Source organism: Immundisolibacter cernigliae (assembly GCF_001697225.1).
Taxonomy (GTDB): domain Bacteria; phylum Pseudomonadota; class Gammaproteobacteria; order Immundisolibacterales; family Immundisolibacteraceae; genus Immundisolibacter; species Immundisolibacter cernigliae.
In genome coordinates, this window is sequence record NZ_CP014671.1 from 2,003,724 (window position 1) to 2,029,383 (window position 25,660).

General features: G+C 67.8%; 25 protein-coding genes and 1 tRNA gene. 18 read left to right on the forward strand and 8 right to left on the reverse strand.

Annotated elements, in window-relative coordinates; genetic code table 11:
• Positions 1-95: 95 nt before the first annotated feature.
• Positions 96-1,118 carry an LLM class flavin-dependent oxidoreductase gene (locus PG2T_RS09470; RefSeq protein ID WP_068804526.1) on the reverse strand — a complete coding sequence of 341 codons (1,023 nt, stop codon included), beginning with the start codon at positions 1,116-1,118 and terminating at the stop codon, positions 96-98.
• A 26-nt stretch (positions 1,119-1,144) separates the two neighbouring features.
• Here PG2T_RS09470 and PG2T_RS09475 point away from each other — a divergent pair, with 26 nt between their 5' ends.
• Positions 1,145-1,621, forward strand: a complete 477-nt coding sequence (locus tag PG2T_RS09475) for a GNAT family N-acetyltransferase (RefSeq protein WP_202816302.1) — start codon at positions 1,145-1,147, stop codon at positions 1,619-1,621.
• 143 nt (positions 1,622-1,764) lie between these two features.
• On the opposite strand, the gene PG2T_RS09480 is transcribed toward PG2T_RS09475, so the two are convergent.
• Positions 1,765-3,243 (reverse strand): class I adenylate-forming enzyme family protein, encoded by a 1,479-nt coding sequence (locus PG2T_RS09480; RefSeq protein ID WP_068804530.1) that lies wholly within the window; start codon positions 3,241-3,243, stop codon positions 1,765-1,767.
• A complete protein-coding gene (locus PG2T_RS09485; RefSeq protein WP_145931057.1) occupies positions 3,227-4,150 on the reverse strand; it encodes a lysophospholipid acyltransferase family protein in 924 nt (307 codons plus the stop codon). Before PG2T_RS09485 ends, PG2T_RS09480 begins: the two co-directional genes overlap by 17 nt.
• Positions 4,151-4,276: 126 nt before the next feature.
• Between PG2T_RS09485 and PG2T_RS09490 the strand changes: the two genes are divergently transcribed.
• The 3 genes from PG2T_RS09490 (at position 4,277) to PG2T_RS09500 (ending at position 7,560) form a co-directional block, all read left to right on the forward strand.
• A complete protein-coding gene (locus PG2T_RS09490) occupies positions 4,277-5,131 on the forward strand; it encodes an SMP-30/gluconolactonase/LRE family protein (protein WP_068804534.1) in 855 nt (284 codons plus the stop codon).
• Between the two features lie 90 nt (positions 5,132-5,221).
• Entirely contained in the window at positions 5,222-6,304 is a 1,083-nt protein-coding gene (locus PG2T_RS09495; protein WP_068804536.1) for an amidohydrolase family protein, read from the forward strand.
• A 38-nt stretch (positions 6,305-6,342) separates the two neighbouring features.
• Positions 6,343-7,560, forward strand: a complete 1,218-nt coding sequence (locus PG2T_RS09500) for an aromatic ring-hydroxylating oxygenase subunit alpha (protein WP_068804539.1) — start codon at positions 6,343-6,345, stop codon at positions 7,558-7,560.
• Positions 7,561-7,633: 73 nt separating this feature from the next.
• On the opposite strand, the gene PG2T_RS09505 is transcribed toward PG2T_RS09500, so the two are convergent.
• Both PG2T_RS09505 and PG2T_RS09510 read right to left on the reverse strand, forming a co-directional pair.
• The gene (locus PG2T_RS09505) at positions 7,634-8,092 is read right to left on the reverse strand and encodes an acyl-CoA thioesterase (RefSeq protein WP_083215039.1); all 459 of its coding nucleotides are present in this window, start codon (positions 8,090-8,092) and stop codon (positions 7,634-7,636) included.
• 45 nt (positions 8,093-8,137) lie between these two features.
• Positions 8,138-8,213 (reverse strand) — tRNA-Glu (locus PG2T_RS09510).
• Between the two features lie 101 nt (positions 8,214-8,314).
• Here PG2T_RS09510 and pcnB point away from each other — a divergent pair.
• The 12 genes from pcnB to PG2T_RS09570 all read left to right on the forward strand — a co-directional run bounded on the left by pcnB (position 8,315) and on the right by PG2T_RS09570 (position 18,673).
• A complete protein-coding gene (pcnB, locus tag PG2T_RS09515) occupies positions 8,315-9,643 on the forward strand; it encodes a polynucleotide adenylyltransferase PcnB (protein WP_068804541.1) in 1,329 nt (442 codons plus the stop codon).
• Positions 9,640-10,170: a 2-amino-4-hydroxy-6-hydroxymethyldihydropteridine diphosphokinase gene (gene folK / locus PG2T_RS09520; protein WP_068804543.1), complete on the forward strand. Its 531-nt coding sequence runs from the start codon at positions 9,640-9,642 to the stop codon at positions 10,168-10,170. The genes pcnB and folK overlap by 4 nt, the downstream gene beginning before the upstream one ends.
• 62 nt (positions 10,171-10,232) lie before the next feature.
• Positions 10,233-11,027, forward strand: coding sequence for a 3-methyl-2-oxobutanoate hydroxymethyltransferase (panB, locus tag PG2T_RS09525; protein ID WP_068804545.1), 795 nt, complete (start codon positions 10,233-10,235; stop codon positions 11,025-11,027).
• Complete coding sequence (gene panC, locus PG2T_RS09530; protein ID WP_068804547.1) at positions 11,027-11,908, forward strand: pantoate--beta-alanine ligase; 882 nt, start codon at positions 11,027-11,029, stop codon at positions 11,906-11,908. Before panB ends, panC begins: the two co-directional genes overlap by 1 nt.
• Positions 11,909-11,941: 33 nt before the next feature.
• Entirely contained in the window at positions 11,942-12,322 is a 381-nt protein-coding gene (gene panD, locus PG2T_RS09535; RefSeq protein ID WP_068804550.1) for an aspartate 1-decarboxylase, read from the forward strand.
• A gap of 149 nt (positions 12,323-12,471) precedes the next feature.
• On the forward strand, positions 12,472-13,551 hold the full coding sequence (locus PG2T_RS09540) for an efflux RND transporter periplasmic adaptor subunit (protein ID WP_068804551.1): 1,080 nt from the start codon (positions 12,472-12,474) through the stop codon (positions 13,549-13,551).
• Positions 13,552-13,558: 7 nt separating this feature from the next.
• Positions 13,559-16,684 carry an efflux RND transporter permease subunit gene (locus PG2T_RS09545; protein WP_068804554.1) on the forward strand — a complete coding sequence of 1,042 codons (3,126 nt, stop codon included), beginning with the start codon at positions 13,559-13,561 and terminating at the stop codon, positions 16,682-16,684.
• Positions 16,685-16,750: 66 nt separating this feature from the next.
• On the forward strand, positions 16,751-17,128 hold the full coding sequence (locus PG2T_RS09550) for a hypothetical protein (RefSeq protein WP_068804555.1): 378 nt from the start codon (positions 16,751-16,753) through the stop codon (positions 17,126-17,128).
• The gene (locus tag PG2T_RS09555; protein WP_236953238.1) at positions 17,103-17,729 is read left to right on the forward strand and encodes a hypothetical protein; all 627 of its coding nucleotides are present in this window, start codon (positions 17,103-17,105) and stop codon (positions 17,727-17,729) included. The genes PG2T_RS09550 and PG2T_RS09555 overlap by 26 nt, the downstream gene beginning before the upstream one ends.
• A 5-nt stretch (positions 17,730-17,734) precedes the next feature.
• Positions 17,735-18,028 carry a DUF1330 domain-containing protein gene (locus tag PG2T_RS09560; protein WP_068804557.1) on the forward strand — a complete coding sequence of 98 codons (294 nt, stop codon included), beginning with the start codon at positions 17,735-17,737 and terminating at the stop codon, positions 18,026-18,028.
• 59 nt (positions 18,029-18,087) lie between these two features.
• Positions 18,088-18,378: a DMT family protein gene (locus PG2T_RS09565; RefSeq protein ID WP_068808092.1), complete on the forward strand. Its 291-nt coding sequence runs from the start codon at positions 18,088-18,090 to the stop codon at positions 18,376-18,378.
• 4 nt (positions 18,379-18,382) lie between these two features.
• The gene (locus PG2T_RS09570; protein WP_068804559.1) at positions 18,383-18,673 is read left to right on the forward strand and encodes a DUF2845 domain-containing protein; all 291 of its coding nucleotides are present in this window, start codon (positions 18,383-18,385) and stop codon (positions 18,671-18,673) included.
• A gap of 120 nt (positions 18,674-18,793) precedes the next feature.
• Here the strand turns inward: PG2T_RS09570 and PG2T_RS09575 are convergent, their stop codons facing one another.
• From PG2T_RS09575 to PG2T_RS09585, 3 genes are all read right to left on the reverse strand, one after another.
• Complete coding sequence (locus PG2T_RS09575; RefSeq protein ID WP_068804561.1) at positions 18,794-19,975, reverse strand: aromatic ring-hydroxylating oxygenase subunit alpha; 1,182 nt, start codon at positions 19,973-19,975, stop codon at positions 18,794-18,796.
• Between the two features lie 37 nt (positions 19,976-20,012).
• Positions 20,013-21,446 (reverse strand): DUF1329 domain-containing protein, encoded by a 1,434-nt coding sequence (locus tag PG2T_RS09580; RefSeq protein WP_075968170.1) that lies wholly within the window; start codon positions 21,444-21,446, stop codon positions 20,013-20,015.
• A gap of 84 nt (positions 21,447-21,530) precedes the next feature.
• The gene (locus PG2T_RS09585) at positions 21,531-22,982 is read right to left on the reverse strand and encodes a DUF1329 domain-containing protein (protein ID WP_068804563.1); all 1,452 of its coding nucleotides are present in this window, start codon (positions 22,980-22,982) and stop codon (positions 21,531-21,533) included.
• Positions 22,983-23,321: 339 nt separating this feature from the next.
• On the opposite strand from PG2T_RS09585, the gene PG2T_RS09590 reads away from it, so the two are divergent.
• Together PG2T_RS09590 and PG2T_RS09595 are read left to right on the forward strand one after the other, a co-directional pair.
• Entirely contained in the window at positions 23,322-24,656 is a 1,335-nt protein-coding gene (locus PG2T_RS09590) for an MFS transporter (RefSeq protein WP_068804564.1), read from the forward strand.
• Positions 24,657-24,785: 129 nt separating this feature from the next.
• Complete coding sequence (locus PG2T_RS09595; RefSeq protein WP_068804567.1) at positions 24,786-25,658, forward strand: FAD binding domain-containing protein; 873 nt, start codon at positions 24,786-24,788, stop codon at positions 25,656-25,658.
• The last annotated feature ends 2 nt before the right edge of the window (positions 25,659-25,660 follow it).

A 25,660-nucleotide genomic window follows, 5' to 3' on the forward strand; every position in this document is an offset into this window, starting at 1 on the left:
GGGCGCTGCCGACCAACTGCGGGCTAATGCCGGCCTCAAGCCAGCCGAACCCTACCCACCATCCCGTCTCTGGCCCGCCCTTTTTCTGGATAACTTCAGTCGGCCAGGCCAAACGCTCCGGCCAGAAGTTCGTACGACCGCTCGCGGTCGGCGTAGTGGTAGGTGACGGTGACGACGCTGACCTCGTCGGTGCCGTACTCGGCGGCCTGCGCCTCGATCTGCTGGCGGCACTCGTCCGGCGTGCCGATGATGGAGTGGTCGAGCACGGCCTGGTACTGCGCGCGCTCGCCGGGGCCCATGGCCGACAGCAGGCGATCGACCTCGTCCGGGCTCGGCAGGTCGATGATTCGTCCGCGTGACAGGGCCTGGTAAATCCACATGCTGCGCGTGCCGGCAATGCGCATCGCCTCGTCCCGCGTGGGCGCGCACACGGCCGCTACGGCGATCATGACGCGCGGCTCTTGCAGGCTCTTGGACGGCTGAAAGGCGCGCCGGTAGGCCTCGACGATGGCCGGCGAGCGGGCGTGGGTGCCGATGAACAGCGCCAGCACGAAGCCGCTGCCCAGTTGCCCGGCCACCTCGGCACTGCCGCCGCTGGAGCCCAGCATCCAGAACTGCGGCACGCCGCCGTCTTCCGGCACCAGGCGGATGCCGTGGAACGGGTGCTGGGGCGGCAGGTCGTTGTTCAGGTAACCCATCAGGTCGAACACCTGACGCGGGTATAGGTCCGAGTTGATCGGCTGGCGCGGGTAGGCCAGGGCCGCGGTGGCCTGGCCATCGCCGCCCGGCGCGCGGCCCACGCCCAGATCGATGCGGCCGGGGTAGAGCACTTCCAGCATGCGGAAGGTCTCGGCCACCTTGTACGGCGGGTAGTGCGGCAGCATGATGCCGCCGCTGCCGACCCGGATGCGCCGCGTGTGGGCGGCGATGTGGCCGATCAGGATTTCCGGGCAGGGGCCGGCGTAGCCGGGCGTGTTGTGGTGTTCGGCCAGCCAGTAGCGGTGATAGCCGAAGCGCTCGCAGGCCTGCGCCAGGCGCAGACTGTCGTGCGGGCCGCGCGATGGGCGGCCGCCGTCGTGGATGGGGGATTGGTCGGTGACGCTCAGTTTGATGGCCATGGGAGTGGGTGCTGCCGTGTGCTTGAATGGCGGCCAGTTTAAACGCCCACCTCGATACCCCGATGCCGCCCTACACCATCACCCAGGTCCGCTGGCCGGAGCATGCCGCCGAGCTGCTGGCGATCCGCCGCGCGGTATTCGTCGACGAACAGGGCGTGCCGGAGGCGCTGGAGGTGGACGGCCGCGACGACGGCGCCTGGCATCTACTGGCGCGCGATGGCGCCGGCCTGCCGGTGGGCTGCGCAAGGGTGTTGCCCGATGCCCACATCGGCCGGCTGGCAGTGCTGCGCGGCACGCGCGGGCAGGGCGTGGGACGGGATCTGCTGCTGGCCGCGGTGCGGCTCGCGCGGCGCCTGGGCATGGGCGATCTGTACCTGCACGCGCAGACCCGCGCGCGCGGCTTTTACGAAGCGGCGGGCTTCATCGCCGAGGGCGACGAATTCCCCGAGGCCGGCATTGCGCATGTGCTGATGCGCCTGCCGGCCGGGCAAGCCAGGACTTGATTCGCGGTCTGGATTCGACCGCTTGATCGTCAATGCCGGGGTAGGAGCGGGCCATGCCCGCGACCGCAACTGGCCGGCGTCCCGGTCGCGGGCATGGCCCGCTCCTACACGAGAACCGTCTGCCGGGCCGCTTCGACGGGGCCTCAACCGCCGCGCAGTGCTTCCTTGTTGATCTTGCCGGTGCGCGAGCGGGGCAGGGATTCCTCGCGGATGGTCACCTGGCGCGGCACCTTGTAGTCGGCCAGCAGGCCGCGGCAGTGGTCGACGATGTCACCAGCGGTCAGCGTGGCGCCCGGCTTGGGCACCACCACCGCCCTGACCGCCTCGCCCTTGAGGCCGCCGGTGATGCCGATGACCGCCACTTCGGCCACCTGTGGGTGCTTGTAGATGGCGTCCTCGACCTCCGGCGCGTACACCTTCAGGCCTGCCACGTTGATGACGTCCTTCTTGCGGCCCTGAATCCACAGGTAGCCGTCGGCGTCGAACATGCCGATGTCGCCGGTGTGAAACCAGCCGTCCGGCATCATCTCGGCGGTCAGCGCCGGCCGCCTGAAATAGCCCTGCATCAGGCTGGGGCCGGACAGCCAGACCTCGCCGCTGTCGCCGGCCGGCACGTCGTGCCCTTCGTCATCCACGATCCGAACACCGGCATAGGCCAGGCGCTGGCCGACGGCGCCGAATTTCTCGGGCGGGAAGCGTGCCGGACCCAGCACCACCAGCGGCCCGGTTTCGGTCAGGCCATAGCCCGAGGCCAGGCCGATGTGCGGCCAGCGGGCATGGAACTGGTGCAGCATTTCCGGCGAGGCGGTCATGCCGAAGGTGAGCAGCGAACGGAACGTCTCCAGCCGATGCTCGCCGCGCGTGTGCAGCAGCGCGTGCGCCATCGGCGGCACCATGTGCGCCAGGGTCATGCCGTGGCGCTCGGCCTCGTCCAGGAAACGGGATGGCACGAAGCGGTCGAACAGCAGCAGCGTCATGCCGCTGCGCATCGCGGTGCCCAGCAGCATGGGGCCGGAGATGTGCGACATCGGCACCGCCAGGCCGTAGACGTCACCCGGTGCGATGCCCAGAACATCGATCATGGCGGTCATCGAGTGCGTCAGCGCATCGTGGCTGAGCATCACTCCCTTCGGGCCGCCGACGGTGCCGGAGGTGTAAAGCACCACCGCCGTGGTGGTGACGGCATTGAGCGTCAGCGGGGCGAGCGGCGCCGGGCGGCCGGTCTGCTCGACATCGGCCACGGTGTACAGGGCCAGCGTGTCGCCCTTGACGGTCAGAGCCTCGCGGGCTGCAGCCTCGCTGCCATTGGCCACTACCAGCAATCGCGGCTGCAGGTCGGCCAGGATCTCGGCCAGCTCGTCGGCCTTGAGCACCGGGTCCAGCGGCACGAACACCGCGCCCAGGGCCACCGTGGCGTAGTAGCCGTCCGAGAACTCCGGCCCGTTTGGCAGCAGCATGGCCACCCGGTCGCCGGCCTTGACGCCCAGGCGCTGCAGGCCGTCCTGCCAGCGACCGGCGCGCTGCGCCAGCGTGCCGAAACCGATGGCTTGATCGTTGAACAGCAGCGCCGTGCCGTCCGGCCAGCGGTCAGCCGCGTCGATCAGTTCATGGGCGATGTTCATGCCGTCCCTCCTTCATCTCGCTGCGGCGCGGCCGCCAGCGGTTGTGGTTCCACATCCATTGTTCGGGGTGCTGCCGCACCCAGCCGCCGAAAATCCGGTGCAGCTCGGCCGTGATAGCCAGCTCGTCGGCCTTGCGGTCGCCGCTTGGCACAGGCGTCAGTGCTGGCTCGAACACCAATCGGAAGCCATCGCCCACGCGCAGCGCGCAGGCCGGCACGATGGCCGCGCCGGTGCGCAGGTGCAGCGACGCCGTACCGGTCGCACACCACGCAGGATGCCCGAGAAAATCCACCTTCACGTCGGCCGAGCGCCGGTCGGCAACGATAAACAGAATGCCATTGCCGCGCAGCAACTTCAGGCAGGCGTGGGCATGTTCGCGGCTGAGCGGCGTGTTGTAGAAGGTGAGCCCCATGCGGGTGACGGCGTCGGCCTCGGCCGCGTGGGCCACCGGATTGCTGGGCAGGCGCAGCAGGGAGCCGGTGGCATGGCCGCGCTCGTTCAGGTAGCGCGGCAGCAGCGTCCAGCCGCCCAGATGCGCGGTGGCCAGCAGCACGCCCTTGCCGGCCGCCAGGGCAGCATCCAGGTGCTGCAGGCCTTCGACCTGGCACCAGTCGGCGATCGACAGGCCATGCCGTTGCGGCTCCCAGAACAGCTCGCCAAAGCCGCGCGCCGAGTGCTCGAACACGCCCCGCACGATGGCCCGCCGCTGGGCGACCGACAGCGTGTCGCCATACACCAGGCGCAGGTTGCGGCGCACCAGGCGACGCCAGCCGCCGCCAAACGGACGCATCGCCGCCGCCATCAGCAGGCACCAGCGGCGCAGCGCCGCCGGATTCGGCATGGCGCGGATGACGCCCACCAGCGACCAAAACAGCAGCCGCTGCATGGCAAGGACAAATGGATTCACGCGGTGATGGCCCGGACTGGCGACGGGAGGCCCAACCGGGCCGGGCCGCGGGGGCGAATTCGGTGCAATGATACCGGCGAGCACCGGCAGCAAGACCGGCAGACACAGCAAACCGAGGAGAACGCGATGCAGACGCTCACGTCAGAGGTGTACCTGGAAGGGCTCGTATTCGGCGAATGCCCGCGCTGGCACGGCGGCGCCCTGTGGCTATCGGACATGTTCGGCGGGCGCGTGCTGCGCTCGACCGGCCCGGCGCAGGCCGAAACGGTACTCACGCTGCCCGGCGGGCGCCCGTCCGGACTCGCCTTTCTGGACGACGGCAGTCTGCTGGTGGTGTCGATGCAGGACCGCAAGTTGCTGCGCCGCTGGCCGGATGGCCGGGTGGAGCCGTTCGCGGATCTGGCGCCGCACGTTACCGGCGACATCAACGACATGGTCCGCGCGCCCGATGGCGGGGTGTTTGTCGGCAACTTCGGTTTCGACCTGTTCGGCGGCGGCGAGGGCCGGCTGACCAACCTGCACCACGTCGATGCCCAGGGGCGCGTGCGCGAAGTGGCGACCGAGCTCAATTTCCCGAACGGCATGGTGATCACGCCCGACCGCGGCACGCTGATCGTGGCCGAAACCTTTGCCCATCGCCTGACGGCGTTTGACATCCGCGGCGGCGCCCTGGTCAACCGCCGGGTGTTCGCGACGCTGGGCGACTACGCACCGGACGGCATTTGCCTGGACTCCGCCGGCGCGGTGTGGGTCAGCGCCTTTGTCGGCGATGCCTACCTGCGCGTCGAGCAGGGCGGCAGGATCACGCACCAGGTGCCGACGCCCGGCCGGCGAGCGGTGGCCTGCAACCTGGGCGGCCCGGACGGGCGCACGCTGTTCATGGTCACCGCCGACACCGACGTCGAGCGCCTGGCCAGGGGCGACTCCAGCGCCCGTGTGGAAACCGTGCAGGTTCAGATTGCGGGGGCGGGCTCGCCCTGAAGCTTGTCAAGGCGCCCGCCGGGCGCTACTTTGCGTACCCTTAAATAACGAACGTTAGGCAACTGCTGCTTTGCCGAGGAGACCGCCCCGATGGACGCCACCACACTGCGCCCGGCCGTCGACGCCGACGGCCACATCATGGAATCGCTGGCCGAGATGGCCGAGTACGCGCACCCGTCGGTACGCGAGCTGTGCCTGAACCCGCAGAATTTCTTTCGTACGCCGTTTCCGACGCTCGACGGCGTGCACTGGCCAAATCCGGCCGTTTTTCAGGCCGAACACGGCGTGATGGGCGAGCAGGAAACGGCCAGCAAGCACCGCAAGGGCTCGGCCGAGGACTGGCTGGAGTTCCTCGGCAACGTCAACGTCGAATACGCCGTCATGTACACCAGCGAAGGCCTGACGGTCGGCCAGCTGCGTGAAAACAACTACGCCGTTGCCGTCTGCCGCGCCTATAACGACTACGTCGCCGACCGTTATAGGCGGGTCAGCGACAAGCTGTTGCCGATGGCGCTGATCCCGATGCAGAAAGTGGACGAGGCGGTCATCGAACTGCGCCGCGCGGTGAAGGAGCTGAAGCTGCCGGGCGCGATGCTGCCCTCGACCGGCCTGCCGCTGGACCTAGGGCACGAGTATTACTGGCCGGTCTACAAGGAGGCATCCGAGCTGGGCTGCGCGCTGGGCGTGCACGGCGGCTCCAACGTCGGTCTGGGGCTCGGTTCGGTCAATTCGATTCTCGCCTCGCACGTCGTGCATCACCCGATGGGCCTGATGATCGCTGCCACGTCGATGATCCATAACGGACTTTTCGAGCGCTTTCCGGACCTGCGCGTCACCTATGCGGAGGGCGGCTGCGGCTGGACCACCGTGCTGCTCGATCGCATGGCGCGCAATGCGGAACTGGGCATGATGGGCGCCTACCGCACCTTCGAGGAGGCGCTTGGCACCGGCCGTATCCTGATCGGCTGCGAGCCTGGCGAGGGCACGCTGGCACACCTGATCAAGCGCGTGGGTCCGGATGCATGGGCCTTTTCCACCGACTACCCGCACGAGGTGGATTTCCGCGCCGTGCGCAAGGAAATCGAGGCCGCCTACGCGCAGCCGGACTTGACCCTGGAGGAGAAGAACAAGCTCCTGGGCGACAACGCGCGGCGCTTTTTCAGGTTGATGTAAGCGCTGGTTTGGGCGTTCGCATTTCAGGAGGAACCCTGATGAAACCCAACGACACCCTGCCGGCCTCATTGCCACGCTGGCCGGCGGCGTTCAATCAGGTGCCCAAGTGGGCATTCGAGGATGCCGATGTGTTCGCCCTGGAGCACGAGCGCATCTTTCGCGGCCCGGTCTGGCACCCGGTGGCGCACGACGCCGAGTTGCCCAAGCCCGGCGATTACAAGACCGTTACCGTGGGCCGCACGCCGCTGTTGATCATCCGCGGTGACGACGGCGTGGTGCGCGCCTTCCACAACGCCTGCACGCACCGCAGCACGCGCCTTGCGATGGCCTTTCGCGGCCACAGCGGCGACATCGAGTGCCCCTACCACCGATGGGTATTCGATACCCGTGGGCAATTGCGATCATGCCCGGGCGAGGCCGAGTTCCCGCCCGATTTCAAACGCGCCGACTACAACCTGGCCGAGCCCCGTACGGGGACATACATGGGCCTGTTGTTCGTGAGCCTGCATGCCAGTCCGCCGCCGCTGATGGACTGGATGGGCCACATGGCAGAGCCGGTCAGGGATGCCCTGGGCGGCGATGGCCGGTTGACGCTGCTGGGCTATCAGAAGGTCCGCTACCAGTCCAACTGGAAGGTCTACATCGACAACGACGCCTTCCATGCGCCGCTGCTGCACGCCGCCTTTCGCATCCTGCGCTGGCAGGGTGGCAGCGGGCGCCAGAGCCGTTTGCCGGCCGGACACATGATGATCCTGTCCGAGGTGGCAGCTCAGCCCAGTGACGGCGGGCTGCTGCGCGACCCGAGCGTGATCGGCTACCAGGGTGGCGCTGCGCCGCGCAACAAGGCGGCCGCGCAGGCGGCCGGCTCCAGCCTGCTGGCGTTCTGGCCACTGACGGCGATCGCAAACCACCTGGACATCTTCAACATTCGTTATGCAAACCCGGTCGGGCTGGACCAGGTCGAGGTGCATTACGCCTACTTCGCCCACGCCGATGACGACGCCGACATGGTGCGCCACCGCCTGCGCCAGTCGTCGAACATGATCGGTCCGAGCGGCTTCGTGAGCCTGGAGGACGCCACCGTATTCCTGCGCATCCAGCAGGCGCTGGACACCGACCCGTCGACCACCTTTTTTCTGAAGGGGTACCGCGAGGGCGCCGACCTGACCGAGACCAAGCAGAACGACGAGGCGCCCAACGCCCTGTGGTGGGAGCACTACCGGCAGCTGATGGGGTTTGTGCGCGAGGAAGCCTGAAGGGACGTTCTGGGCGCCTCGACTCAGGCGAGTCTCGTCTGCTGGGCGCCGCGCGTGGCGGCGGTGATCTGCGTCAGGCCGCTGGAGCTGGCTCGTCGGTCGGCGCATCCAATGGCGGCACCGGCCGTGGCCTTCGCTGCTCGTCCACGGCGACGAAAGTCACCGTGGCTTCCGTGACCTTGACCACTTGACCGGGATCGCCAGCGCGCTGCGCGTACGCCACCAGTTGCAGGGTCAGCGAGGTGCGGCCGACGCGCACGACATGGCCGTAACAACTGACCAGGTCGCCGACGAATACCGGCTGCAGGAACTCAAATGCGTTCATGGCCACGGTGACCACGCGGCCACCAGCGCGGCGACTGGCAAGAACGCCGCCGGCCAGGTCCATCTGCGCCATGATCCAGCCGCCGAAGATGTCGCCGGTGGGATTGGTGTCGGCCGGCATGGCCAACACGCGGATGGCCGGCTCGGTGCCGGCAAGGACTGGATCGATCACGCGGGTGCCTCTTGATACGGTGGGGATTGCCCCCATCTTCATGCTTACGCAACATCCGGGCCGGTTGATTCGGCTGTCGGATGGCGCTCCCTAGGGGACTCGAACCCCTGTTTTCGCCGTGAGAGGGCGACGTCCTGGGCCACTAGACGAAGGGAGCCGGTGGCGTCAAAGGCAAGCTGCTACTATAGCCCACACACGTCCTGTTGCGACAGGCGGGCACTGCGCCCGCCCCCGGGACGCACCCTCGACACGAGACCTATGCCGGAACCTTCCCTCGGCCCGCCCCGCATCCTGCCCCGCAGCGAACATTCCATTTCCCGCGCGCACATCAGCAAGAGCGCGCTGAACGTCCTGTACGGCCTGCACAAGGCCGGTTACGAGGCCTGTCTGGTCGGCGGCGGCGTTCGCGATCTGCTGCTGGGTGTCACGCCCAAGGACTTCGACATCGCCACCAGCGCGCTGCCCGAACAGGTGCGCGCCACCTTCCGCAACAGCCGGCTGATCGGCCGGCGCTTTCGCCTGGCGCATGTGCACTTCGGGCCGGACATCGTCGAGGTAGCCACCTACCGCGCCTCGCACGACAAGGCCGAGGACGAAGCCGATGCCCGCCTGGACGGCGATCGCATCCTGCGCGACAACGTCTACGGCACGCGCGAGGAAGACGTGATTCGCCGGGACTTCACCGTCAATGCGCTGTACTACCGCATCGAGGATTTCTCGCTCATCGATCACGTCGGCGCGCTGGAGGACATCGACAAGCGCCGCCTGCGCACCATCGGCGATCCGGAGGCCCGCTACCGCGAGGATCCGGTGCGCATGCTGCGCGCCGTGCGCCTGGCCGCCAAGCTGGAGCTGACCATCGAACCGGCCACCGAGGCGCCGCTGTTCGAACTCGGTTATCTGCTCGAAACGGTGCCGCAGGCGCGGTTGTTCGACGAGACGGTCAAGCTGCTGCTGTCCGGGCATGGCATTCGCAGCTACGAACAGCTGAGTCGCTATCGGCTGCTCGATTACCTGTTTCCGGTGGAGTCCGCCGCGCTGGCGCCGGAGCGCGACCGGCTGATCCGTGCCGCGCTGACCAACACTGATCAGCGGGTCGCTGCCGGCCTGCCGGTGACACCGGCGTTCCTGATTGCGGTCTTGTTGTGGGAGCCGCTGCAGGAAGCGATGGCGCATCAATTGGTGCGCGGCGTGTCCGAACACGATGCCTTGATCAAGGCGCAGGAAGACGTGCTGCGCACGCAAAACGACCTGCTCGCGGTGCCCAAGCGCTTTACGCTGCCGGCGGCCGAAATCTGGTCCCTGCAAAGCCGGCTGCAACGCCGTCGCCAGCCCGACCGCTTGCTCGGCCACCCACGGTTTCGGGCGGCCTTCGATTTCCTGGCCCTGCGCGCTCAGTCCGAGCCGGACCTGCAGTCTGTGGTCAATTTCTGGGCCGCCCGACAGGAAGGACTGGACCTGCCGATCGAGGCCGAAACCGACGGCGAGTCCCCCGACGGCGCGCTGCCGCGCCGTCGCCGCCGTCGGCGTGGTCGGCGGCGCGGCGCCCAGGGCGCCTCTGCGCCACCGGTCGCCGCCGACGTATGAACGCTTGGCCGGCATTCATCGGCCTGGGCGCGAACCTTGACGATCCTGCCGGGCAGATCGAGCGCGCGCTGGGCGCCATCGCCAGCCTGCCGCTGACCACGCTCGTGAAGCGTTCAGCCCTGTACCTTAGCCGCCCCATGGGGCCGGCCGATCAGCCGGATTACATCAACGCAGTCGCAAAGGTGGACACCGGCCTGCCGGCGGCCGAGTTGCTGACCGAACTGCTGGCCATCGAGCGCCGCCAGGGCCGGCAACGCTGCGCCGATCAGCGCAACGGGCCGCGCACGCTGGATCTGGACCTGCTGCTGTATGCGGACCTCGTGAGCCACGAGCCTGCCCTGACCCTGCCGCACCCCGGGGCTCACGAGCGCGACTTCGTGCTGGTGCCGCTGGCCGAGATTGCGCCGCGGCTGGTCATACCCGGTCGCGGGCGGGTCAGTGAGCTGCTCGCCGGCTGCATCGACCACGGCCTGTGTCGCTACGACCCACCGGCAACGGTCGCAACAGCGGCCGCGCTTGCGGGCTGACCCCCCTTCATTAGAATGTCGCGCCCCGCAGCCCGCCCGGGCTGCCGCGAGGAGCCAGTGCCATGGCCGTCACCCTCGATACCCTGCGCAAGATGAAGCAGGCCGGCCAGCGCATCGCCTCGCTGACCGCTTACGACTACTCCTTCGCCCGCCTGCTGGAAGCCGCGGCCGTCGACGTGGTGCTGGTCGGCGATTCGCTGGGCAACGTCATCCAGGGTCAGGCCACCACGGTGCCGGTGACGCTGGACGAGATGGTCTATCACACCCGTTGTGTGGCGCGCGGCCTGGAGCGGGCCTTGCTGCTGGCCGATCTGCCGTTCATGAGTTACCAGGAAAGCCCGCAGCAGGCGCTGCGCAGCGCCGGCCGGCTGATGAAGGAAGGCCTGGCGCACATGGTCAAGCTCGAGGGCGGTGCCGCGATGGCGCCGACGGTCGAGTTCTTGGTCGAGCGCGGCGTACCGGTGTGCGGCCACCTTGGCCTGACGCCGCAGTCTGTGCACCAACTGGGCGGCTACAAGGTGCAGGGCCGTGGCGAGGCGGCCGCGCAGCGCCTGCGCGACGACGCGCTGGCCCTGCAGCAGGCCGGCGCCGCGCTGCTGGTGCTCGAAGCCGTGCCGCGCGCCCTGGCGGCGCAGCTCACCCGTGACCTTGCCATCCCCACCATCGGCATCGGCGCCGGCGTGGACTGCGACGGCCAGGTGCTGGTGTTGCAGGATGCTCTGGGCATGAATCCGACGCCGGCGCGCTTCGTGCGCAATTTTCTGGCTGGCCACGACGACCTGGGCGCGGCGATTGCAGCCTACGTGCAGGCGGTCAAGGACGGCAGTTTCCCGGCCGCCGAGCACGGCTACGACTGATGCTGCACATAAGCGACGCGGCCACGCTGCGCGCCACGCTGCGCGCCACGCTGCGTGGCTGGCGGGCGGCCGGTGAGCGTGTTGCCCTGGTGCCGACCATGGGCAATATCCACGAGGGCCATTTGCGTCTGGTCGACGCTGCCCGCGCGCAGGCGGCGCGGGTGGTGGTCAGCGTGTTCGTGAATCCGACCCAGTTCGACCGCGCGGACGATTTCGAGCGCTATCCGCGCACGCTGGAGGCAGACGCCTGGGCGCTGGCGAGTCGCGGCGCGGACCTGCTGTTCACGCCCGATGTCGAGACGCTGTACCCGCACGGCCTGGATCTGGCCGCCTACGTCGAGCCGACGCACAGCGCCCAGCCGCTGGAGGGCGAGTTCCGCCCCGGCCATTTCCGCGGCATGGCCACCGTGGTGACCAAGTTGCTGAACCTGGTGCAGCCGGATTGCGCGGTGTTCGGCGAGAAAGACTACCAGCAGCTCGCCGTGGTGCGGGCGTTGGTGCGCGAGCTGCTGCTGCCGGTCGAGATCATCGGGCTCGCGACCGTGCGCGAGGCGGATGGTGTGGCCATGAGTTCGCGCAACCAGTACCTGACGCCGGCCGAGCGCGCACTGGCGCCGCGCCTTTATCAGGCGCTGCTGGCGGCAGCCGGCGAGGGCGCGGCAGCCGACGCGCCGCTGCCCGCCATCGAGGCCTACCACACGGCAGCCCTGAACGACGCGGGTTTCCGTGTTGAATATTTCCGTTTTCGCAATGCACAATTGGCGCCCCCCGCGACGGCCGATGGCCGACGTGTGGTATTAACCGCCGCCTGGCTGGGGAAGGCCAGGCTGATCGACAACCACCCGTTCGATGTCGCCCGCGGCCAGGGAACGCCGGGCTGATCGTCCACACGCCAGTCACCGCAGGTACAGGCAATGATTCAGTACATGCTGAAGGCCAAGCTGCACCGGGTCACCGTGACCCGGGTCGAGCTTGACTACGAGGGCTCCTGCGCCATCGATGCCGACCTTCTGGACGCGGCCGGCATCCGTGAGTACGAGCAGATCGACATCTACAACATCGCCAACGGCGAGCGGTTCACGACCTACGCCATCCGCGCCGAGCGCGGCAGCCGGGTCATTTCCGTGAACGGCGCCGCCGCCCACAAGGCGAGCGTGGGCGACAAGGTCATCATCGCCGCCTACTGCGGCCTGGATCGTGCCGAGGTGCTGATCCACAAACCGCGCCTGGTCTATGTGGACGCCGACAACGGCATCACCCGCATCGGCAACGACATTCCGGAACAGGCGGCCTGAGCCGCCGACTCCTGCCCAGTCTGTATTCCGACCGGCGTGCCCGCCGCTCGGTAGCTCCCCGAAGGCCGCATCGGGCCAGCATTTGAGCGTATAAAAAGCGCAAAAGGCACCGCTGCCCGGCGCAGCGCTGCCCAAAGGGAGGAGACCCCATGCGCAGATTGCTGCTGCCCGGCGCCCTGCTGGGCCTGCTGCTGGCCGGCCCGGCACCCGGTGCCGACGAAGCCGCCGCGGTGTCCGTGGCCACACTCGAACACGCCCCGCCGCAGGCGCAGCTGGTGCTGCCCGGCACCGTGCTGGCGCGGCGCAGCGCCTTGCTGTCGGTGGAAGTGGCCGGCGTGGTATCGCAGCTGGCGGTCGACGACGGCGATACGGTACGCGCCGGCGACCTGTTGCTGCGCCTGCGCGACCGCCCGCAAGCCCTCGCGCTGCGGGCCGCGCGGGCCGACGCACAACGCGCGCGGGCGGCGGTCGACCTGGCCACCGTGCAGGAGCGCCGCCAGACGCAACTGGTGGCGCAGAAGATGACGCCGCAGGACAGCTTCGACCAGGCGCGGGCGCAGCGGCGCCAGGCACAGGCCGATGCCGCCGCTGCCAATGCCCGCGTGGCCTTGCTCGAAGACGAACTCGCCCGCCACGCGCTGAAGGCCCCCTTCGATGGCGTGATCAGCCGCAAGCACACGGAACTTGGCGCCTGGGTGCGGCCCGGTGACGGCGTGCTGGAGCTGGTCGAGACGGCGCCACTGCGGGTGGAATTCGCCCTGCCGCAAATCCACTACGCCACGGTCAGGCCGGGCACGCCGGTCGAGCTGCGCTTCGATGCCGTGCCCGGCGAGCCGATCATGGCCAGCGTATCGCGTCTGATCCCGGTCGGTCACGAGGCGGCGCGCAGCTTTCGGGTGCGCGTCGAGCTGCCCAATCCCCAGCAGGTTTATGCGCCCGGCATGTCGGTGGACGTGACGCTGCCCACCACAACCGCCGACACCGCGCCGGTCGCCACGGTTCCGGTCGACGCCCTGGTGCGCGACGCCGATGGCGGCGCCGTGGTGTGGGCGGTGCAGGGCGAGGGCGATGCGCTGCAGGCCGCGCCCGTTCCGGTGCGACCGGGCCGTGCACTCGGCGATCGGGTCGAGTTGCTGGGCAGCGAGCTGCCGCCCGGCACACGGGTCGTCGTGCAAGGCAACGAACGCCTGCGCCCCGGCCAGGCGCTGCGCATCGTCGGCGGCTCCTGAGGCGGCCATGCTGGAAGGCATCATCCGGCACGGCGTGGTGGTGGCGGTCGCCGCGCTGGTGGTGTGCCTGCTCGGCGCGGCGGCCATATTCCGGGTGCCGGTGCAGATGATCCCGGACATGGACATCACCTCGCTCACCGTCACCACCGCCTGGCCCGGCGCGGCGCCGCAGGACGTGGAGCGCGAGATCCTTATCGAGCAGGAGGAGTACCTGCGCTCGATCCCGGGCCTGGCGCGCATGACCGCCGAGGCCACCACAGGCGGCGCCAGCATCGAGCTCGAATTCGGCCTGGGCCGGAACCTCAGCGAAGTGCTGGCGCTGACCAACAACGCGCTGTCGCAGGTGCCCCGCTACCCGGACAACGTGGACCGGCCGCGCATCTTCACCACGGCGTTCTCCGACAACTATTTCATGTTCTATGTGATCCAGCCGGCGGCGGGCAATCCGCGCGGGCTGGACATCGAAGGCCAGTTCGACTTCGTCGAGGACCACGTGAAGGCGGCGCTCGAGCGCACGCCGGGCGTGGCGGAGGTCAAGGTCGAAGGCGGCGCCGAGCGCCAGTTGCGGGTGTACGTGGACCCGGCCCGTCTGGCGCAGCGGCGCATTCGCCTCAGCGAACTGCGCGATGCCCTGCTGGCCCGCAACCAGGACATGTCCGGCGGCGACATCGACGCCGGCAAGCGCCGCTACCTGGTGCGCACGCTGGGCCGTTTCGAGGACGTCGCAGACGTGCAGGACACCATCGTCGCCCAGCGCGACGGCACCCCGGTGTATGTGCGCGATCTGGCGCGGACCGAACTGACGCACGCGGAGCTGCGCACGCATTCGCGCTTTGGCGGCGAGCCGGGCCTGATGGTGATGGTCAAGAAGCAGCGCGGCACCAACGTGGTGGAGGTCGAGCGGGCCGTCACGGCCACTGCGCAGCGCCTGCAGCAGACCGTCCTGCCGGCGGCCGGCCTGCAGATGCACCTGATGCACTCGGACGTCAATTACGTGCGCCAGGCGGTCGGCGTGGTGCGCGAGAACCTGATCCTGGGCGCCTTGCTGGCGGTGCTGGCGCTGTACCTGTTCCTGCGCCGGGCGACGCCGACGCTGATCGGCGCGCTCGGCATTCCGGTGGCCACGCTGGCCGCCTTCATCGGCCTGCTGTGGGCCGGGCGCACCATCAACGTGGTGTCCCTGGCCGGGGTGGCGCTGGCCATCGGCATGACGCTCGACAACAACATCGTGGTGCTGGAGAACATCCACCGCCACCGCGCCGCCGGCCGCCGTGGGCTGGACGCGGTGCTGGCCGGAACGCGCGAGGTGTGGGGCGCGGTGCTCGCTTCCACCGCCACCACGGTGATCGTGTTCATCCCGCTGCTGCTGGTGCGCGAGGAGGCCGGCCAGCTGTACTCGGACATCGCGATTGCGATTTCCGCCGCCATCATCGCCTCGCTGCTGGTGGCGCTGACCCTGGTGCCGGTGGCCGAGGCGCGCTTTGCCAGTGCGGCCGGCGAGGCGCCCACGACGGGCCTGTTGCAACGCGTTGGCCAGGGCTTTGCCGGCGTCTACACGCGCCTGCTCGGCTGGCTGCTGCGCAGTCGCGCCCGCAGCGCCGGCTACGTGGCCGCGGTCGCGCTGGTTGCCGGCGCGGTGGCGCTGCTGCTGACGCCGCGCGCCGAGTACCTGCCGGAGGGCGAGGAGGCGGTCACGTTCTCGATGCTGTTCCCGCCGCCGGGTTACAACCTGGCCACCATGGACCGCATCGGGCGCGAAATCGACGCCGTCTTTGCGCCGCATCTGGGGCGCGAGGCGGCCGATTTCGATCCGGCCCGCGACGACATCCCGCCGCTGCGCTGGTTCATGACCAACGCCAGCGCGGGAGGGCTGGAGATCATCGCCGGCACGCGCGACCGCGCGCACATCACGCCGCTGATCGAGACGCTCGGCCGGCGCTTTGCCGACTACCCGGGCATGATCTCGTTCTCGGCCCGCGGCTCGATCTTCTCCGGCAACGAGGGCGGCACGCGCAGCATGGAACTCGATATTTCCGGCGAGAACCTGCAGCAGTTGTTCGATCTGGGCCTGAAGGCGTTCCTGAAAACGCGCGAGGTGCTGCACGACCCGCAAATCCTGCCCGACCCACCCAGCCTGAGCCTGGGCCAGCCGTTCATCGAAGTGCGCCCGGACTGGGAGCGGGCGGCGGAACTGGGCCTGGGCGCGGACGAGCTGGGCTACCTGGTATGGGCGCTGGCCGACGGCGCCTATCACGACGACTTCTACCTGGGCGACCGCAAGGTGGACCTGTTCCTGTACGGCAGCGAGCGGCCGCCGCAGCGCCCGGCCGACCTTGCCGCACTGCCGCTGTATACCGAGCGCGGCGGCATCGTGCCGCTGTCGGCGGTGGCGCAGCTGCGCGAGACCGTCGATACCGACACCATTCGTCGCCTGAACGGCCAGCGCACGGTGACCCTGAACATCGTCTCGCCCAGCGACATGCCGCTCGAAACGGCGGTGCAGAAGGTCGAGATCGAGGTGATCGGCGCCCTGCGCGCGGCCGGCCAGGTGCCCGCCGGCGTGCACATCACCATTGGCGGCGCCAGCGACAAGCTGGCCGCCACCCGCGCCGCGCTGGCCGACAACATGCTGCTGGCCTTGGCGCTGACCTACCTGATCATGGTCGCCATCCTGCGCCACTGGGGTTACCCGCTGGTCATCATGCTGACCGTGCCGCTCGGCTATGCGGGCGGCGTGCTGGGCCTTTGGGTGATGAACGCGGTCGGCATTGCGGCCACCTTCGACATGATCACGGTGCTTGGATTTCTGGTGCTGATCGGCGTGGTGGTGAACAACCCGATCCTGCTGGTGGAGCGGCACCGCGAGAATCTGGCCGCCGGCCGGACGCCGGTCGATGCCCTGCTGGACGCCGCCCGCACCCGCCTGCGGCCGATCATGATGACCACGTTGACCACGCTGTTCGGCCTGTTTCCGCTGGTGTTTCTGCCGCGCGAGGGCACCGAGCTGTACCGGGGGCTGGGCATCGTGCTGCTGTTCGGGCTGCTGTTCTCGACCCTGGTGACGCTCAGCTTCACGCCGTGCCTGCTCAGAGTGCTGCGCCGCGACGGCCCGCAGACAGCGCACCCGGCGTGAGGTGTCAACTCGCTGCCGCTGGGGCGCGGTGCTACCCTGCCGCGCCCCGCCCAGGTCGCTGATCCGATGTCTCCACCTCGACTGCCGCTGTTCCTGCTCGCCGCCTACGGCCTGATCGCGCTGGGCGAAGGCGCCTCGAGCGCGCTGGACAGCGGCGTCGGCACCGACCTGTCGCGGGCCGTCATCACCGTGGCTGGCGTGCTGTGGCTGCTGCACGGCCTGCGGCGCGCTCAGGCCTGGGCCTGGTGGCTGGCGACCGGCGGTGCGACGGTGTTTCTGATATCGGTCAGCACCGCGCTGGTGATGGCCGGATTGGCCGGCCAACCGGCCAAGCTGCCGCCGTCGCTGTACGCCAAGAGCGCCCTGCTGCTGGGTGTCGCCTGCCTGCTGCTGCTGCCGGCCAGCCGGCGCCGCTATCTTGGCCGGCGCGACGCGGCATCCTGATACCGTGTTCGGGCAAACGCCGGCGCAGCGCCTGGCGCGACGCTACCGCCGCGAAGGTGATGCCTATCTGGTGGAAGTGCACCTGCGCGAGCTGCGGGCGCTGTTCAACTCGCTCGACCCGGCGCCGTTCCTGGACAAGGACCTGGACGATGAAGCCGAGCAGTACATCGTCGGCGCGGTGGAGGAATTCCCGCTCGGGACGCCGCTGAAGCTGGTGTTCCACGTGCCGGCCACCACACCGCGCGACCCCGGCCCGGCGTTGCTGGCGGACAGCATCCGCGGCTATTTCGATTACCGGGCGGCGCACGCCGGGCGGCGGCTCGATCTGCTGCTGCGCCAGGGGCGGCTGTCGCTGTTGATCGGCGTCGGTTTTCTGTTTGCCTGCCTGGGTGCGCGCGGCGTGGTGGTCGGAACCTTGACCGGCACCCTGCGCGACATCCTGGCCGAGGGCCTGCTGATCAGCGGCTGGGTCGCCATGTGGCGGCCGCTGCAGATATATCTTTACGACTGGTGGCCACTGGTCCGCCACCTGCGGATACTGCGCAAGATTCGCGACCTGCCGGTGCAGCTGCGTGTCACCGGCCGGCTGCCCGACCGGTGACCCCGATGCCCGCCTACCTGATCTACCGCGCCCACGTGCACGACGCCGACGCCTACCGTGCCTACATGGCGCGCACTCCCGACGCCATTGCCGCCTTCGGCGGACGGTTCCTGGCCCGCGGCGGCGCGACGCTGACCCTGGAAGGCGAGCCCGAGACGGCGCGCGTCATCATCGTGGAATTCCCGGACCTTGCCGCCGCACAGGCGTTCTATGATTCGGACATCTACCGGGCGGCGATACCGTTTCGCCAGGACGTGGCGGACGTACAGATGGTGGTTGTGGACGGACTTGCAACGTGAGCGACGCCGGCTTTGCAGTGCTGCGTACCGGCCTGCTGCTGACCCTGTCGAACGTGTTCATGACCTTCGCCTGGTACGCACACCTGCGCGAGCTGCAGCACAAACCATGGCTGGTGGCGGCCTTGATCAGCTGGGGCATCGCCCTGTTCGAGTACCTGCTGCAGGTGCCGGCCAACCGCCTGGGTTACGGCCCGCTCAGCCTGGCGCAGTTGAAGGTGATGCAGGAGATCATCGCGCTGTCGGTGTTCGTGCCGTTTGCGGTGTTCTACATGCGCCAGCCGCTGCGGCTGGATTACCTGTGGGCAGCGCTGTGCCTGGTCGGGGCCGCGTATTTCATCTTTCGGGGTTGAGAGCATGAAAATCCGGCCCGCGCTGATCCTGATGGCGGCATCTGTGCTGACGCAGGGCGCCTGGGCCGGCATACGCTGCGGCAGCAAGCTGATCGATGTCGGCGATTTTTCGGCCTACGTGCTCAGGCAGTGCGGTGAGCCCCAGTCCCGGCAGGTCGTGTCCGGCGCCGTGGGCGCGGACAGCCCGCTGGTCGAGCAGTGGGTCTACGACTTCGGGACCAGCAAGCCATTGCAAGTGCTGACCTTCGTTGGCGGGCGCCTGCAGCGGATCGAAGACGGCGGCCGGCCTCGCTGAGTGAAGCGCTGAATAAATCCATCTGGATTTTCCAGCGCCATCAGGAAAACCTTGTAGGAGCGCAGCTTTGCTGCGCGATGATCGCCCGGCGCAGCCGGGCTCCCACAGTTTTCCGTTGGCTCAGGCCTCGTCCCGCACGAAGCCCATCGCCTTTCGATACCACTCCCAGCGCGGCATGTTGCCGGCCTCGTCGTTCTGCTTGAAGTCGAACCACAGCGCGTGCTCGTCGTGCACGCCCTTCTGGAACAAGGCGTTGCCGGGCGTGCGGTTGCCGGCCTGGATGCGGTGAAAGATGGCCGCGTCCTCGATCGACACCAGCCCGCTTGGCCCCAGCATGTTGCCGGCCTGACGCAGGCGGTGGCGGATCATGTCCGGGTCGTCGTCCAGGTGATGGAAGTAGCCGTAATGCACTTCCGTTTTGCCGACTGCGCGCGGGATGGCGAAGCGGATGTTGATCATGTCCAGGTGCATGGTGATCACGGTCAGCGGACTGATCACCACCGCCACCGAGCCTTTGGAACGGTGCGCCTGGCGAAATTCCAGCAGGGACGGGTCGCGCAGGAAGCCGGGGTTGTCCGGCAATTTCAGTTCCGCCTCGATCACCACGTGTCCGCGCTCGGTGGCGTACTGGGTGCCGGCGCCGCCCTGCCAGTTGAGCATCTTGAAGGCCTTGTGCAGCAGCGGCGGGTGGTAGCCGTCGTTGTCCACGTAGGCCTTCCAGTTGGTGTCGTAGACCACCTTCTGGTAACCCAACAGGCCCAGACGCCCGTCGCCGCCCAGTGCCGTGCGCAGGGCCGGTCCGATGCGGCCCAGAAACTGTTCGAGACTGGGCGCCGCCGGACTCATGGTGACGAACAGCAAGCCGCCAAAATCGGCCGAGCGCAGCTGCGTGAGGCCAAAATCGTCAGTGCTGAAACTCGGCGAGAAATCGTCCCGCCCGGGCGCGCCACGCAACCGGCCCTGGTCGTCGAACAGCCAGCGGTGATACGGGCATTCAAACTCGGGCCGATTGCCGCAAAAGCGTGTTTCGAGCAGCGTGCCGCGGTGCGCGCAGGCGTTGTAGAACACCCGCAGCTGGTCGTCGTCGCCGCGCACGATCAGCAGCGGCCGGCGTCCGACATGGATGGTCTTGAAGTCGCCCTTGCGCGGCAGCTCGCCGGTCACCGCGACCGGGTGCCATTCCGGGCCGTAGAAGATGGCCTCGAGCTCGCGCTCGAACAGCGCCGGGTCGTCGAAGATGGCCTTGGGCACCGCGTTGGTGGCTGCCGGCCAGCGCAATCCGCTCGGTTGGGGTGCGTTCATGCGTTAAGAGCTCGTGTCCGGTCAACAACGGGTTCGTTCAGCGTACGCCGTACTTGCGCAGTCCGGCCGGGGTAAACAGCGCCGGGTCGGGCATTTTCTTGTAGTTGGGCGGAAAGGTGCCCAGCTTGGCGCCCTGGTTGTACCAGGCGTTGGCCGACGAATAGCGGCCATTGATCACGTCCATGTGCGCCTCACCCCACCAGACGATGGCCGGCAGGTTGTAGAAATTCATCGGATACGCCTCCGACACCCGCCACAACTTGTCCTGCTGGTCATACATCTCGGCGTACACGCCCCACCAGCTGTCCTCGTCCAGATAGACGAAACGACGCGGCCCCAGGTGCCGGAACCCGGGTTTCAGCTTGGCCTCGACCACCCAGACCCGGTGCAGCTCGTAACGCTTCAGATCGGAGTTTACGTGGCCCTTTTTCACAATGTCCTTGAAGTCATACTCCGGGCTCGCCAGCTTGTAGCTGTTGTACGGAATGATCATCTCGCGCAGTACCGGCTTGGCATACTCATACCACTCTTCGGCACCGGTGATGGCGAACAGGAAGCGCTGGTCGGCCGTGCGCAGGCCATCCGAGCCCGTACCCGGGCTGTCATAGAAACCAATTTCGGGCGCCTTGCGTACGCGCCGTTGTCCGGGCACATACAGATAGGCGTCGAAATCCGTGTTATGCAGGTAGGTGCAGCCACCAAACATCTGTCCGGCATTGCGCGGCGGTGATATCTGCTCCTGCGAGAAACAGCCGGTAGCGCCGCCCTGGCGCGTGAAGTACGCGTCCTTGATCTGCTCCTCCGGTGCCAGATAAATACCCCAGATCCAGCGGTCCACCACGGCGTGCTCGGCGTAGGTGCCGTCAGGAAACACGTTAAAGGCGTACGCGGCAGTTTCCCAGTACTTGCCGTGGAAGGCGTACAGGTGATTCCATTGCGCCTCCGCGCCCGTCTTCGGAATGGGAAAGAAAACGCCAGGCTTGAAGCTTGTCTCGTCTATACAGCGCTCTTCACGATGCGGACCCAGAGATGGGTTGCAGAACTGCGTATTGGCGGCGTTATGAATCGACCCTTCGTAATACCACTGCGGATACGACGCGCTGCGCCGGGTCGGGTAGACCGGCATACGGAAGGTGTCCGGGTACTTTTGCAGTAGCGCGATCTGCCCCGGCGCGAGAAACTTTTCGTATTGCTGATAGTTCTGGGCCGTGACAGTAAATACCGGCTGGTCACTCGGGTAGGGGTCAATGTACCACTTGCCCTCTTCGTACCCCGCCGGGGCTTGGGTGATACCGCCTTCCCAAGCCGGAATGGAGCCGTCCGCATTGCCGGCCCGTATGGCGCCGACCGGAGTCAGCTCGGTCCCCTCGATTCCCAGCCGGGCTGCTTCCTCCGGTGCGACCTTGGCCAAGGCGCTGCCCGCAAGCAACATGGCAAGCAAGGCGCATATTCCATTTTCGAACAGCTTCATGGAATCCCCCGCATCGCTTTAAACGAATGATTAAAAAAGGCGGGGCGCCAGCGCCCCGCCTTTGTCGGGCATCAGGCGCTGTCCTCAGCGAACACCAAACTTGCGCAAGCCCGCTGGCGTATAGAGCTCCTGATCCGGCCTGCCTTTGGCCGTGAAATCCGGCGGTGCAGCCGTGCCTTTGGGTCCGACGTTATAGAAGGAGTTGAGTGCCGAATGCCGGCCGGAGATGAGGTCGGAGTGGTCATCACCCCAGAAATAGGGCAGCGGCACGTTGTAGTAATTCATCAGGTAGGACTCGGTCACCCGCCACAGATCGCCGCGGGCGTCGTACATGTCGCCCAGTGCGCCGTCCCAGCTATCGGCGTCGATATAGGCGAAACGGTGCGGCGACAGGTGGCGGAAGCCGGGCTTCAGCTTGGCCTCCACCACCCACACGCGGTGCAGTTCGTAGCGCTTCAGGTCAGGGTTGTTGTGGCCTTTCATGACGATGTCTTTGAAAGTCAGCCCCGGCTGGGCGATCTTGTAGCTGTTGTAGGGGATGTATATTTCCTTGAGCTGCAGCGGCCCGTACTCGTACCATTCCTCCTGGCCGGTCAGCCAGAAGGTCCAGCGCGAGTCGCCTGTGCGCAGGCCGTCCGAGCCGGTGCCGGGGCTGTCGTAGAAACCGATTTCCGGCGCCTTGCGCACCCGGCGCTGCCCCGGCACGTACAGGTAGGCGTCGAAGGTGGTGTCCTGCAGGTACAGGCAGGCGCTGAAGATGGTGCCGGCGGAGCGCGGCGGCGAAATGTCTTCCTGCGAGGCGCACAGGCCGCCGCCGCCCAGCCGGGTGAAGCGTTCGTGCGTCAGCGGGGGGTCACCGCCGGCGTCCGGGCCGATCCACAGCGGCATCAGGAAACGGTCAAGCTTGACCTGTTCGGCGTAGCTGCCGTCGGGAAAGGCGTTGTAACCATAGGCCGTTGCGGTGTACCACTTGCCGACGAAGCGGAAGGTGTGGTTCCACATCACCTCGGCGGCGTCGTTGGGAATCGGAAAGAACACGCCTGGCTTCGAGGTATTCGAGGCCAGGCAGCGCGTTTCACGGTTCGGCCCGGGCGAGGGGTTGCACCACTCGGCGCGGGTGGCGTTGTAGATCGAGTTGTCGTAGTGCCATTGTGGAAACGACGCGCTGCGTCGGCTCGGATACACGTTCATCTTGTATGTATCCGGGTACTTCTTGAACATCGCGATCTGTCCCGGCGTGAGCTTGTCAGCATATTGCTGATGGTTTTGCGCCGTGATGGTGAACAGGATCTTGTCGTCGGCGTAGGGGTCGATGTACCAGTCGCCCTCCTTGTAGCCGGCGGGAGGCGTCTTGATTCCGCCCTCCCAGGCCGGGATCGTTCCGTCCGCGTTGCCGGCCCTGATGGCGCCAAACGGTGTCAGCTCCGTGCCCTCGAGTCCCAGTCTTGCCGCTTCCTCGGGCGACACCTTGGCGACCGCCCCGGTCGCCAGGAGCGCGCCAACCGCCAGAAAAACGCAATTGCGCCGTATATGCATCACCGTCCTCCTCATGCAACAAACCAGCACCGTGCAGGTGCGCCATGTACGCATCAGGCAATGCCGGCCATCCATGGCCGAGGAGGCTCAGATCCTTGGGGTTCCTCGTAAAGTCAGGGTGCCGGACGGATTGCTCCGGTCGGCACATCGCGTCAGCCTCCCCGCCCTCGCCCGGAAATCCGTTTTTATAGTTCGGACACGGTCGATGCTGGCACCCGCCGGCAGTCATGTCAACGGTCGTTCAGTACAAGTCGCCCGTCGACCAACGGACCGGGCGGTCGGTCCGCAGCCGGCTGCTATGCTGCACAGCAGGACATCGTTGGGGGAGGGGTTAAAGACATGAACGCCGGCGCGCGTCAGGGTTTGCCGCAGTGGTTCGATCAGGCACGCTTTGGCGCCTATCAGGTGCGCGTGGTGCTGTTGTGCTTTCTGGTCACCACCTTCGATGGCTTCGATACGCAGGCGATCGCCTTCACCGGGCCGGCACTGGCGCAGGCGCTGGGCGTGGGGCCGCGCGGGCTGGCGCCCATCATCACGGCGGGCGTGGCCGGCATGGCGCTCGGCGCGGTGCTGTTCGGGCCGCTGGGCGACCGTTACGGCCGACGCGCGGCGGTGTTGCTGGCGACGGCCGTGTTCGGGCTGTTCTCGCTGCTGACGGCGTTTGCCGTCAATGTTGAGCAGCTCATGGTGCTGCGTTTCCTGACCGGCATCGGCATGGGTGGCGCGGCGCCGAACGTGTATACGCTGGCGTCGGAGTTCTCGCCCCATCGCCACCGCGGCCTGGTGATGCTGCTGGCCGGGCTCGGCTTGCCGGTCGGCGCCATATTGGGCGGCCTGATCGCCGGGCAGGTCATTCCCGCCTGGGGGTGGCAGGGCGTGTTCGTGCTGGGCGGAGTCGCTCCCTTGCTGTTCCTGCCGCTGCTGTGGATTCTGTTCCCGGAATCGCCTTACTACCTGGCGCGACGCAATCGGCAGTCGGCACTCATAGGTTTGCTGGCGCGGGTGGCGCCCGCCGCTGCGCCGACCGCCGATACGGTGTTCACGCTGCCGGAGGCGCCGACCCGCGTCGGTGCCGCGGCCTTGTTCTCGCCGGCCCTGCGGCACAACACGGTGGCCATCTGGGGCACCTATTTTTTCAACTGGGTAGCCTGGTTCGGCCTGGTGCTGTGGATTCCGTCGGTGCTTACCGCCGCCGGCCTGCCCCGGGAACAGGCCGGCCTGGCGACGGTGACGCTCAACGGCGCGGCGCTGTTGTTCATGCTGCCGCTGGCCTGGCTGTTGCCCAAACTGCCGGTACGCCGGGTCATCCTGCTGCTGCTGGCTGGCGCGGTGCTGGTGTCGCTGCTGCTGGCGCGGGCCGGCGGCAACTGGCCGCTGGTGTTCGCACTGGTCGGGCTCAGTGGCCTGTGCGTAGGCGGTCCGCAGATCGCCCTCAACTATCTGGCGGTGTCCATTTATCCGACCGCGGTGCGTGCCAGCGGGGTCGGCTGGGCGATCGGCATGGGGCGCCTGGGTACGGTGGCGGGTGGCGCGGCCGGCGGACTGGTGCTGGCGGACTTCGGCCCACAGGGGTTTTTCCTGGCCCTGATCGTGCCGTTGGCGCTCGCCATCCTGGCCGCGCTGCTGGTACGCAGCGCCGATCACCCCGGCCCCGGTGACAAAATCGGCGACTAGTTGCTAGAGTCCGCCACTTGGGCATTACCGCACGCTGGCGCGACGCGCGGCAGGCCGTTGCCTTTCCACCACCATCCCGCCGCGCAAGGCGGGATTCTCCCCCGATCAGAGAAGGAGTTAAAAACGCCTATGCACAGCTTCGATTACGCGGCGCCCACGTCGCTGGGCGAGGCCCTCACGCTGCTGGCGGGGGCGCGCGGCAATGCCCGCGTGCTGGCCGGCGGCACGGATCTGATCGTCAACATGCGCGTCGGCCGGCGCAAGCCGGGCCTGGTGGTGGATGGCAAGCGCATTCCGGAACTGAATGAGCTGTCGCTGACCGCCGACGGCCTGACGCTGGGTGCCGCCGTTTCCTGCCGGCGCGCCTACGAGCACGCCGAGGTGGCCAAGCGCTACCCGGCACTGGTCGACTCCATGAGCCTGATCGGCAGCGTGCATATCCAGGGCCGCGCCACGGTTGGCGGCAACCTGTGCAACGCAGCCCCCAGCGGCGACGCCATCCCGACCCTGATCGCGCTGGGCGCGGTGGCGCGGGTGCTCGGGCCAAACGGAACTCGCGAAGTGCCTGTCGAGGAGTTCTGCGTGGCTCCCGGCAAGACCTGCCTGGCCGACGACGAGCTGCTGGTCAGTGTGTTTATCCCTGCGCCGACGGCCAACAGTGGCGCCCACTATCTGCGCTTCATTCCGCGCAACGAGATGGACATCGCCATCGCCGGCGCCGGCGTGAGCGTGGTGCTGGACGCGGCCAAACAGAACTTCGTTTCGGCGCGCATCGCGCTGGCATCGGTCGGCCCGACGCCGATCTTCGCCCGCGAAGCCGGCGCGCTGCTGGCCGGCAAACCGGTCAACGAGGACAACATCCAGCTTGCCGCGGATTCCGCACAGACGGTCGCCAAGCCGATTACCGACATGCGCGGCACCATCGAGCAGCGCAAACATCTGGTCAAGGTGCTCACGGCCCGCGCGCTGCGCGGTGCCATCGAGCGTGCAAAGGGAGCTTGAAG